Source organism: Streptomyces sp. SID4985, from assembly GCF_009863025.1.
GTDB lineage: Bacteria > Actinomycetota > Actinomycetes > Streptomycetales > Streptomycetaceae > Streptomyces.
The window spans coordinates 1-10632 of record NZ_WWIR01000213.1 but is presented as its reverse complement, the minus strand read 5'-3'; the positions used below and the strand labels follow the sequence as shown (position 1 = coordinate 10632).

The window sequence follows — 10632 nt, the reverse complement described above, 5'->3', positions numbered from 1 at the left end:
TGCATGACCTCCAGGACCTCGTTGATCATCTCGGGGTCCAGGGCCGAGGTCGGCTCGTCGAAGAGCATCACCTTCGGGTCCATCGCCAGGGCACGGGCGATGGCGACCCGCTGCTGCTGACCGCCGGACAGCTGCGCGGGGTACTTGTCGGCCTGGGTGCCCACACCGACCCGGTCGAGCAGGGCGCGGGCCTTCTCCTCGGCCTGCTTGCGGTCCGCCTTGCGGACCTTGACCTGTCCCAGCATCACGTTCTCGAGCACGGTCTTGTGCGCGAAGAGGTTGAAGGACTGGAACACCATCCCGACGTCCGCCCGCAGCCGGGCGAGGGCCTTGCCCTCCTGGGGCAGCGGCTTGCCGTCGATGGTGATCGTGCCGGAGTCGGTCGTCTCCAGGCGGTTGATGGTGCGGCACAGCGTCGACTTGCCGGACCCGGAGGGCCCGATGACCACGACGACCTCGCCGCGGGCGATCGTCAGGTCGATGTCCTGGAGCACGTGCAACGCGCCGAAGTGCTTGTTGACGCTCTTCAGGACGACCAGCTCGTCACTGGCGGCCGCGTCCTCCTTGGCCACCGATACTTCGGTCATCGCTCTCGGGCTCCGTCCCACTCGGTTTCCGGTGGACAGTAGTGAGGCGTGGCGACCAGCGTCATCACATCTGAGGTGAATCTGAGCATCACGATCCGATAGCAATCGGACACGTGTCGTAGCACTTGCCCTCAGTGTGAATATCGGCCGGATAACGGAAGCGGCGGGCAACCCGAACGCTCTTGACGCCGTCCTCATCCATCGGCATCACTGCCATGGTGCACGCGTGCGTGCACCGCGTGACAACCGCACGCGAACCATGACCGTACGCACCACGAACCGGAGGGGGCCGGGATGAGACTGCTGCTCGTCGAGGACGACGACCACGTCGCCGCAGCTCTGTCCGCCGTCCTCACCCGGCACGGCTTCCACATCACCCACGCGCGCAGCGGCGAGGAGGCTCTTCAGGCGCTGGTCCCCGACAGCGAGTGCTTCGGCGTGGTCCTGCTCGACCTGGGCCTGCCCGACCAGGACGGATACGAGGTCTGCGGCAAGATCCGCAAGCTCACCGCCACCCCGGTCATCATGGTCACCGCCCGCTCCGACGTGCGCTCCCGCATCCACGGGCTCAACCTCGGAGCCGACGACTACGTGGTCAAGCCGTACGACACCGGCGAGCTGCTCGCCCGCATCCACGCCGTCAGCCGCCGCACCGTCCAGGAGGAACCCGCGATCGGCGGCGAGAGCGCCGCCCTGCTCCTTGGTCCGGTCCGCATCGAACTGCCCACCCGCCAGGTCAGCGTCGGCGGCGCGGTCGTCCAGCTCACCCGCAAGGAGTTCGACCTGCTCGCCCTGCTCGCGCAGCGCCCCGGCGTGGTGTTCCGGCGGGAGCAGATCATCAGCGAGGTCTGGCGCACCAGTTGGGAAGGCACAGGGCGCACGCTGGAGGTCCATGTGGCCTCCCTGCGCTCCAAGCTTCGGCTGCCCGCGCTCATCGAGACCGTACGCGGCGTCGGCTACCGGCTCGTCGCCCCGGCCGGATAGCGGGCAGGGGTGCGCACCCGGTTGCTGCCGCTGCTCATCGTCCTGATGGCGGCCGTCCTGCTCTCCCTCGGTGTGCCGCTCGCCGTCAGCCTGGCCGCGGCCGAGCAGCAGAAGGTGGTCGTCGACCGCATCGACGACACCGCGCGCTTCGCCGCGCTCGCCCAGTTCGTCACCGACGCGCCCGGGGGAGCCCGCGCCACCGTGCCCGACGAGCGCCTGGAGACGCTCCAGCGCGAACTGGACAGCTACTACGACGTCTACGGCATCCGGGCCGGTGTCTTCTACCGCAGCCGTACGGCCATGGGCAGCGCCCCGGCCCACTGGCGGATACCGCGGGCGGGCGAGCTGGGCGCCGCCTTCGACGAGGCGCTGCTCAGCCGCCGCAGCCACGACCCCGGTCAGGCGTGGCCATGGCAGCACAGCCGACTGGTCGTGGCCTCACCGGTCATCCGGGACGGTGACGTCGTGGCCGTCGTGGTCACCGACTCGCCCACCGACCAGATGCGGGCGCGCACCCTGCGCGGCTGGCTGCTCATCGGGGCCGGGGAGGTCGCCGCGATGCTCCTCGCCGTCGGGGCCGCGCTGCGCCTGACCGGCTGGGTGCTCCGGCCCGTACGGGTCCTGGACGCCACCACCCACGACATCGCCACCGGACGCCTGAAGTCCCGCGTCGCGGCCGCCGGGGGACCGCCCGAACTCCGGCGCCTGGCGCACTCGTTCAACGAGATGGCGGACAACGTCGAGGACGTCCTGGAGCAGCAGCGCGCCTTCGTCGCCGACGCCTCCCACCAACTGCGCAATCCGCTCGCGGCCCTGCTCCTGCGCATCGAACTCCTCGCGCTCGAACTCCCCGAGGACAACGAGGAGATCGCCTCCGTGCGCACCGAGGGCAAGCGGCTCGCCCAGGTCCTCGACGACCTGCTCGACCTGGCGCTCGCCGAGCACGCCGATGCCGACCTCCGGCTCACCGACATCGGCGCGCTGGCCGACGAGCGGGTCGAGGCGTGGACCCCGACCGCCCGCGCCAAGGGGGTCCGGCTGACCGGCGACTGCCCGCCCACCACCGCCTGGACCGACCCGATCGCCCTGTCCAGCGCACTGGACGCGGTGATCGACAACGCCGTGAAGTTCACCCCCGGGGACGGCGAGGTACGGGTCACCGTCTCCTCGCGCGGCGACTTCTCGACCGTCGTCGTCACCGACACCGGGCCCGGCCTCACCGAGGACGAACTGGCGCGCGTGGGCGACCGCTTCTGGCGCAGCGGCCGGCACCAGAACGTCAAGGGCTCGGGCCTCGGCCTGTCCATCAGCCGCGCCCTGCTGTCGGCGGCGGGCGGCGGCATCGGCTACGGGCACCACGAGCCGGGGGGCCTGCGGGTGACGGTCACGGTGGCGCGGAATCCCTGAGCAGGCGGAGCTTCGCCGCGGTCCCGTACCGGCCCGCGCCCGGGTCCGTCAGCGTTTGCCCGCGCCCGGGTCCGTCAGGGTTTGACGGACCGGTAGTAGCGCTTGGCCCCCTCGTGCAGGGCCAGCGGGTCGGTGTAGATGGCGGTGCGCAGATCGACCAGCTGGGCGGAGTGCACGCGCTCCCCGATGCGGTCCCGGCTCTTGATCACCGTACGGGTCACCCACTCGGTGAGCCGGGGGTCCATGTCCTTGCGAGTCACCAGCAGGTTGGACACCGCGATCGTGGCCACCGTGGCACCTCGCTGCACCGAGGGGTACGCCGACTCCGGCATGTTGGTCGTCCGGTAGTAGCGCGCCGCCTCTCCCTCGCTGTGCAGCTTGCCGACCAGCTTGGCGTCGATGGGCACGAACCGGAACTCCCACTTCTTCGCGAGCCCCGACAGTCCCTTCGTCGGCAGACCGCCCGACCAGAAGAAGGCGTCCACCGTGCCGTTCCGCAGCAGATCCGGACCGTTGTCTATCCCGACGGACATCGGGGTGATGTCCTTGTGCGGGTCGATGCCGGCGGAGCGCAGCACCCTCTCGGCTATCAACTGGACCCCGGAGTCCTTCAGTCCGGTGGCCACCCGCTTGTGCCGCAGGTCCGCCACGCTGGTGATCCTGGAATCGCGCGCCACGACCAGCTGGACGTAGTCGTCGTAGAGCCGGGCCACCCCGCGCAGCCGGTCCGCCTTCTCCGGGTTCCTCAGCTCGTACGACTGCACCGCGTCGGCCGCCGCGATGGTGAAGTCCGCCTCGCCGTCCGCCACCCGGCGGACGTTCTCCTGCGAACCGGCACTGGGCCTCAGCTCCACCTCCAGGCCGGGCATGTCCTTGGCCAGGGCGCTGCGCAGCTGCTCCCCGTACTCCTCGTACACCCCCCGGGCGGTGCCCGTGCTGAAGACGACCTTGCCGGTGGGCGGGGTGTCGCCCAGGGGCAGCAGCCACCACGCCAGGAGCCCGAGGAACACGACCCCGACGGCCGTGCCCCACAGGACGGGCCGCCGGCCGGGCACGGGGAACGTTGTGGACATGCGGGCGATCCTGCCAGCCCGGACGGCGGCCTGCCAGAGCCTCCGGCGCACCTGTGGACAACTCCCCGGGACCGGCCGCGAGGGCCTGTGGACAACTTCGGGGGCTGTCGGAGGCGGCGGCTAGAGTCGCCCGCATGAGCACTTCTCCCGCCCGCCTCGTCCGCGAGTTCCACCGCGCCTTCGGCCTCGACGCCCGCGAGACCCCCACCGAGGTCTCCCCGCAACTGGCCGCGCACCGCGGGGAACTGCTCGCGGAGGAGGCCGCCGAGGTCGCGGAGGTCGCCGTCGAGGGCCCCCTGGATGACCTCGCGCAGGAACTGGCGGACGTGGTCTACGTGGCCTACGGCACGGCACTGGTCCACGGCATCGACCTCGACGAGGTGATCGCCGAGATCCACCGCGCCAACATGAGCAAGCTCGGCCCCGGCGGCGAGATCCTCCGCCGCGAGGACGGCAAGGTCCTCAAGGGCGACCACTACCGCGCCCCGGACGTCTCGGCGGTGCTGCGCCGCCAGGGCTGGATACCCGACGGCGCCTGACCCGGCGCCCGCGCGGATACTGCGATGGCGCCCCCCGGGGAGCGCCTACCCTTGATGCATGACCAGCAGCAGCGACCGGAGCCCCGTGGTGGACGTTCAATCATCGAAGACGTATGAAATCCGCACCTACGGGTGCCAGATGAACGTCCACGACTCCGAGCGGCTGTCCGGCCTGCTCGAGGACGCCGGGTACGTGCGCGCGCCCGAGGGGGCGGACGGCGACGCCGACGTGGTCGTCTTCAACACCTGCGCGGTCCGTGAGAACGCCGACAACCGGCTCTACGGCAACCTCGGCCGGCTCGCGCCGAGGAAGGCGTCGCGGCCCGGGATGCAGATCGCGGTCGGCGGCTGCCTCGCGCAGAAGGACCGCGACACCATCGTGAAGCGGGCGCCGTGGGTCGACGTCGTCTTCGGCACGCACAACATCGGCAAGCTGCCCGTGCTGCTGGAGCGCGCCCGCGTCCAGGAGGAGGCGCAGGTCGAGATCGCGGAGTCGCTGGAGGCGTTCCCCTCCACGCTGCCCACCCGGCGCGAGAGCGCGTACGCGGCCTGGGTGTCGATCTCCGTCGGTTGCAACAACACCTGCACCTTCTGCATCGTCCCCGCGCTGCGCGGCAAGGAGAAGGACCGCAGGACCGGCGACATCCTCGCCGAGATCGACGCGCTGGTCGGCGAGGGCGTCTCCGAGATCACGCTCCTCGGCCAGAACGTCAACGCCTACGGCTCCGACATCGGCGACCGCGAGGCGTTCAGCAAGCTCCTGCGCGCCTGCGGGAACATCGAGGGCCTGGAGCGGGTCCGCTTCACCTCCCCGCACCCCCGCGACTTCACCGACGACGTGATCGCCGCCATGGCCGAGACGCCGAACGTGATGCCGCAGCTGCACATGCCGCTCCAGTCCGGCTCGGACACGGTGCTCAAGGCCATGCGCCGCTCCTACCGCCAGGAGCGCTACCTCGGGATCATCGAAAAGGTCCGCGCGGCCATCCCGCACGCCGCCATCACCACCGACATCATCGTGGGCTTCCCCGGCGAGACCGAGGAGGACTTCGAGGAGACGCTGCACGTCGTGCGCGAGGCCCGCTTCACGCAGGCGTTCACCTTCCAGTACTCCAAGCGGCCCGGCACCCCGGCCGCGACCATGGAGAACCAGATCCCCAAGGAGGTCGTGCAGGCGCGCTACGAGCGCCTCGTCGCCCTCCAGGAGGAGATCTCCTGGGAGGAGAACAAGAAGCAGGTCGGCCGCACCCTGGAGCTGATGGTCGCGGAGGGCGAGGGCCGCAAGGACGGCGCCACCCACCGGCTGTCCGGCCGCGCCGCCGACAACCGCCTGGTCCACTTCACCAAGCCGGACGAGGAGGTCCGCCCCGGCGACATGGTCACCGTCGAGGTCACCTACGCCGCCCCGCACCACCTCCTCGCCGAGGGTCCCGCCCTCGCCGTGCGCCGCACCCGCGCGGGCGACGCCTGGGAGAAGCGCAACGCCGCCAAGGTCGTCGAGCAGCCCGGCGTGATGCTCGGCCTGCCCAGGATCGGCGTTCCCGAGCCGCTCCCGGTCGCGGCCGGCGGCTGCGGCTGCGACTGACCCGGTCGCGACCTCCCAGGGCATCTGGGTAGCTGACGCGAGGTGGCCCCGGCCCGGACATCCCCGGACCGGGGCCACCGGCGCGTTCACCGGCACAGTCCGGCCATGACGGATTCGTCGTCGTCCGGGGTTACGCTGCCGATCATGCTTGTCGCAGCCGCCGTCTGCCCCTGCCCGCCCCTGCTCGTCCCCGAGGTCGCCTCGGGCGCCGCGCCCGAACTGGACGCCGCCCGCGCCGCCTGCGCGGACGCGCTGGGCGTCCTCGCCGCCGCGCGCCCGGACCGGCTGATGATCGTCGGCCCCGACGAGCGCGGCGGCCTCTACGCGCAGGGGGTGCCGGGTTCCTTCCGGGGCTTCGGCGTCGACCTGGCCGTCCGGCTCGGCCCGGCCACGGACGCCGGAGCCGACGGCCCCGAGCTGCCGTACTCGCTGGCCGTGGCCGCGTGGCTGCTGGAGCGCTGCGGCTGGGCCGAGTTCCCGGTCGAGGGGATCGGTGTCCAGGACACGCTCACGCCCGAGCGGTGTGCCGCGCTGGGCCGCGTGATCGGCGCCGAGGACGGGCGGACGGCCCTGCTGGTGATGGGCGACGGGAGCGCCTGCCGCACCGTCAAGGCACCCGGCTATCTCGACGAGCGCGCAGCCCCCTTCGACGCGGAGGCCGCCCGCGCCCTCGCCACGGCCGACCCGGCGGCTCTCGCCGCACTGGACGCCGGGCTGGCCCGCGAGCTGAAGGCGTCCGGCCGCGCCCCCTGGCAGGTCCTCGCCGGAGCGGCCGACGGCGCGGACCTCGGCGGCACCCTGCTGTACGACGACGCCCCCTACGGCGTCGGGTACCTGGTCGCCTCCTGGAGCTAGTGCCGCAACAGGCAACGTTCGCCCCGTCGCGACGCCCGGCACGCACTCTCGCCGCACCGGCCGAAAGCCCGAGTACGCCCAGTACGAGGGCTTCCGGCCGGCACGCCGAGAGCACGCACCGGACGCCGCTCCTTGACGGGCAAACGTTGCCTGCCGCGGCACTAGTACCGGGGCATCATGCCTTCGGCGGCGTCTGGGCACCCCCCTCGCCGGGCTTCGGGTCGTCCTGGTGGGCGAGCCGCTCCACGGCCTCCTTGGCCTTGTCCGTACCGGTGTGGATCTTGTCGCTGTACTTGCCCTTGGTCCGCTCGTCGACGAGGTGGGCGGCCTTGTCGATCCCGTCCTGGACCTTGTCGCCGTGCTCGCGGGCGAGGTCCGCCGCCTTCTCCTTGGCCGTGTCGAGACCGGCCTTCACGTTGTCGAACAGACCCATGGTCCACCTTCCGGAAACACCCGATTGCGCGCGATGCGCCCTGCTTGCGCGGGAACGTCTACCCGCGTGTACCGCGTGTCACACCCCGCATCCGCTCCGGGTCCGCGGCGTGCCGCCCGGCCTCGAAATGTCACTCGTTGGAGACCGGGCCCCGGGGTTTGCGAAACTGGTGCGGTGAGCAGTGCACCCCGCGCCCCCCGTGTCATCGCCGTCGTCGGACCCACCGCGGCCGGAAAGTCCGATCTCGGCGTCTTCCTGGCCCAGCGACTGGGCGGCGAGGTCATCAACGCCGACTCCATGCAGCTGTACCGCGGCATGGACATCGGCACCGCCAAACTGACGCACGAGGAGCGCGGCGGCGTACCGCACCACCTCATGGACATCTGGGACGTGACGGTCGCCGCCTCCGTCGCCGAGTACCAGAAGCTCGCCCGCGCCCGCATCGACGCGCTGCTCGCCGAGGGCCGCTGGCCGATCCTGGTGGGCGGCTCCGGGCTCTATGTGCGCGGGGCGATCGACAACCTGGAGTTCCCCGGCACCGACCCCGAGGTCAGGGCCCGCCTGGAGGAGGAGCTGACCCTGCGCGGCCCCGGCGCCCTGCACGCGCGGCTCGCCGCCGCCGACCCCGACGCGGCCCGCGCCATCCTTCCCGGCAACGGCCGCCGCATCGTCCGCGCCCTCGAAGTGATCGAGATCACCGGCAAGCCCTTCACCGCCAACCTCCCCGGCCACGACTCGGTCTACGACACCGTCCAGATCGGCGTCGACGTCGCCCGCCCCGAACTCGACGAGCGCATCGCGCGCCGCGTCGACGTCATGTGGGAGGCCGGACTCGTGGACGAGGTGCGCGCCCTGGAGGCCCAGGGGCTGCGCGAGGGCCGTACGGCGTCCCGTGCGCTCGGCTACCAGCAGCTTCTGACCGCGCTGGCCGGGGAGTGCACCGAGGACGAGGCGCGCGCCGAGACCGTGCGCGCCACCAAGCGCTTCGCGCGCCGTCAGGACACCTGGTTCCGCCGCGATCCCCGGGTGCGGTGGCTGAGCGGAGCGGCGGCGGACCGGGGGGAACTTCCTGAGCGGGCGCTCACGTTGGTCGAACGACCGGTTACAGCCTGATCACGTCATGGCATCGGGATGCGCCGCCGGTCAACGCGGCGTTCGGCGCCGTGCCATCATCGAGCTTCGATCGACCAGTGGAAGTCCTAGTTGGGAGGGCGCGTGGCGATGGAGGCCGGCCCTCGAGACACCGCACCAGGCACCGAGCACGTCACCACCGACGGTGACGAGCCGGACCGGGGCGAGGACCGTCTGACCGACGACGGACCCGAGGACGTGGTGGACGGCGTGACCGCCGACGGACCCACGCCCGAGGAGATGTACGCGAGCGGTCCGGAGGTCGAGGTCGAGCTGCGTCCGCAGCGGCGGCTGCGCATCTGGCAGCTCGCGCCCATCGTGAGCCTGGCTGCGGTCGGCTCCCTGATGTTCGCCTTCCCGCTCGCCTTCGACTTCGGCGACAGCGGCGCGGTGATCGCCATGCTGGGCCTGCTGATCTGCTCGTGTGCGGCCGGCTGGGGCATGATGGCCGCCCGCCGGGTCGGCTACACGTGGCCCGGTCTGCCCGCGCGCGGCTCCGGCCGCCGCCCGGACTGGCGGGTCGTGCTCGCCTACGCGCTCGTGGTCGCCGTCGTCGCCGTGCTCGCCGTGTGGCGGGTGGCCCGGCTGCGCTGAGCGGGCCTTTCCGCGGGTACGCGGTGCGTTGTCCACAGGGTTCGACGGGCCGGTGGCGCGTTGTCCACAGGGCGGCGGCCCGCACAACGGCCTCGCGCGTGACGCCGTACGATCGAATCCATGAGCACGCGGATCGCCTTCCTCAAGGGTCACGGCACCGAGAACGACTTCGTGATCGTTCCGGACCCCGAGAACGCCCTCGACCTGTCCCCGGCCGCCGTCGCCGCCCTGTGCGACCGGCGCGCCGGCATCGGCGGTGACGGAGTGCTGCACGTGGTGCGGTCCGCCGCCCACCCCGAGGCCAGGGACATGGCCGGCGAGGCCGAGTGGTTCATGGACTACCGCAACAGCGACGGCTCGATCGCGGAGATGTGCGGCAACGGCGTCCGCGTGTTCGCGCGCTACCTCCAGCACGCCGGACATGTGGGCGAAGGTGACCTCGCGATCGCCACGCGCGGCGGGGTCAAGCGCGTCCACATCGACAAGGCCGCCTCCCTCGGCACCCAGGGCGACATCACCGTCGGCATGGGCCGCGCGAGCCTCCCCGAGGGCGAGGTCACGGTGACCGTCGGCGAGCGCAGCTGGCCCGCGCGGAACGTGAACATGGGCAACCCGCACGCCGTCGCCTTCGTGGCCGACCTGGACCACGCGGGCAACCTGTACGGCGCGCCGCCCGTGAGCCCCGCCGGTGCCTACCCCGACGGCGTCAACGTCGAGTTCGTGGCCGACCGGGCCCCCCGGCACGTCGCGATGCGCGTGCACGAGCGCGGCTCCGGCGAGACCCGCTCCTGCGGCACCGGCGCCTGCGCCGTCGCCGTGGCCACCGCCCGCCGCGACGGAGCCGACCCGGCCGTGACCGGCCTCCCGGCCACGTACATCGTCGACGTGCCCGGCGGCCGCCTGGTCATCACCGAACGGCCCGACGGCGAGATCGAGATGACGGGCCCCGCCGTGATCGTCGCCGAGGGCGAGATCGACGCCGTATGGCTGGCGAACCAGCTCGGCTGAGCAGGCCGGAACACGGCCCCGGCGACGTGGTACGCCGGGGCGGGAACGGCCGCGCGCCCGGCCCGGTTCGAAATCGCGGACGACTTCAGGCCAGGTGGCGCAAACTTCAAACCTCGTTTTCATCGCTCGAATGGGTGATCCGTTTCACGCTCGGCGGGAGGCGGTCAATCGCGCCTGCCGGGCTCGGTAGCATCAAGCACCGGCACGGACGGGGGAACGTCGCCATCCCTGAGCCGCGTACGCCCTGCAGCCCCGTCCACCGGTCCACGAGCCGGAGGTGCCCATGAGTGCGGAGGCCACGAACCCTGCGACCGCCGGCCCGGTAGCGCCCACAGCGCCCACCGTGGCCCGCAGGAAGTCCCGGCCGCGGATCGACCTGCGCCGCCTCGGCCGGGCCGCGCTGCTGGGCCCCGCCACCCGGGGCAGGCTCCCCGCC

General features: G+C 72.1%; 11 protein-coding genes. 8 read left to right on the top strand and 3 right to left on the bottom strand.

Translation table 11 applies throughout. The annotated features are described in order from the left end of the window. Nucleotides 1–587: amino acid ABC transporter ATP-binding protein (locus tag GTW40_RS08760; protein WP_161179593.1), on the bottom strand; the 587-nt coding region annotated here is incomplete at its 3' end. A gap of 294 nt (nucleotides 588–881) precedes the next feature. On the opposite strand from GTW40_RS08760, the gene GTW40_RS08755 reads away from it, so the two are divergent. After that, nucleotides 882–1571 carry a response regulator transcription factor gene (locus GTW40_RS08755; protein WP_161179592.1) on the top strand — a complete coding sequence of 230 codons (690 nt, stop codon included), beginning with the start codon at nucleotides 882–884 and terminating at the stop codon, nucleotides 1569–1571. 9 nt (nucleotides 1572–1580) lie between these two features. Continuing rightward, nucleotides 1581–2978, top strand: coding sequence for a HAMP domain-containing sensor histidine kinase (locus GTW40_RS08750; protein WP_161179591.1), 1398 nt, complete (start codon nucleotides 1581–1583; stop codon nucleotides 2976–2978). Nucleotides 2979–3052: 74 nt separating this feature from the next. On the opposite strand, the gene GTW40_RS08745 is transcribed toward GTW40_RS08750, so the two are convergent. Then, on the bottom strand, nucleotides 3053–4051 hold the full coding sequence (locus tag GTW40_RS08745) for a TAXI family TRAP transporter solute-binding subunit (RefSeq protein ID WP_161179590.1): 999 nt from the start codon (nucleotides 4049–4051) through the stop codon (nucleotides 3053–3055). 134 nt (nucleotides 4052–4185) lie between these two features. Between GTW40_RS08745 and GTW40_RS08740 the strand changes: the two genes are divergently transcribed. From GTW40_RS08740 to GTW40_RS08730, 3 genes are all read left to right on the top strand, one after another. Beyond that, nucleotides 4186–4590 carry a MazG nucleotide pyrophosphohydrolase domain-containing protein gene (locus GTW40_RS08740; protein WP_161179589.1) on the top strand — a complete coding sequence of 135 codons (405 nt, stop codon included), beginning with the start codon at nucleotides 4186–4188 and terminating at the stop codon, nucleotides 4588–4590. Between the two features lie 58 nt (nucleotides 4591–4648). Further along, the gene (gene miaB, locus GTW40_RS08735; protein ID WP_202485603.1) at nucleotides 4649–6175 is read left to right on the top strand and encodes a tRNA (N6-isopentenyl adenosine(37)-C2)-methylthiotransferase MiaB; all 1527 of its coding nucleotides are present in this window, start codon (nucleotides 4649–4651) and stop codon (nucleotides 6173–6175) included. A gap of 144 nt (nucleotides 6176–6319) precedes the next feature. After that, nucleotides 6320–7030 (top strand): class III extradiol dioxygenase subunit B-like domain-containing protein, encoded by a 711-nt coding sequence (locus GTW40_RS08730; protein ID WP_161179588.1) that lies wholly within the window; start codon nucleotides 6320–6322, stop codon nucleotides 7028–7030. Nucleotides 7031–7205: 175 nt separating this feature from the next. On the opposite strand, the gene GTW40_RS08725 is transcribed toward GTW40_RS08730, so the two are convergent. Beyond that, a complete protein-coding gene (locus GTW40_RS08725) occupies nucleotides 7206–7463 on the bottom strand; it encodes an antitoxin (protein ID WP_161179587.1) in 258 nt (85 codons plus the stop codon). A 174-nt stretch (nucleotides 7464–7637) separates the two neighbouring features. On the opposite strand from GTW40_RS08725, the gene miaA reads away from it, so the two are divergent. The 3 genes from miaA to dapF all read left to right on the top strand — a co-directional run bounded on the left by miaA (nucleotide 7638) and on the right by dapF (nucleotide 10196). Then, nucleotides 7638–8576: a tRNA (adenosine(37)-N6)-dimethylallyltransferase MiaA gene (miaA, locus tag GTW40_RS08720; protein ID WP_161179586.1), complete on the top strand. Its 939-nt coding sequence runs from the start codon at nucleotides 7638–7640 to the stop codon at nucleotides 8574–8576. Nucleotides 8577–8684: 108 nt separating this feature from the next. Beyond that, the gene (locus GTW40_RS08715; RefSeq protein WP_161179594.1) at nucleotides 8685–9188 is read left to right on the top strand and encodes a hypothetical protein; all 504 of its coding nucleotides are present in this window, start codon (nucleotides 8685–8687) and stop codon (nucleotides 9186–9188) included. A gap of 120 nt (nucleotides 9189–9308) precedes the next feature. Continuing rightward, nucleotides 9309–10196 (top strand): diaminopimelate epimerase, encoded by an 888-nt coding sequence (gene dapF, locus GTW40_RS08710; RefSeq protein ID WP_161179585.1) that lies wholly within the window; start codon nucleotides 9309–9311, stop codon nucleotides 10194–10196. The last annotated feature ends 436 nt before the right edge of the window (nucleotides 10197–10632 follow it).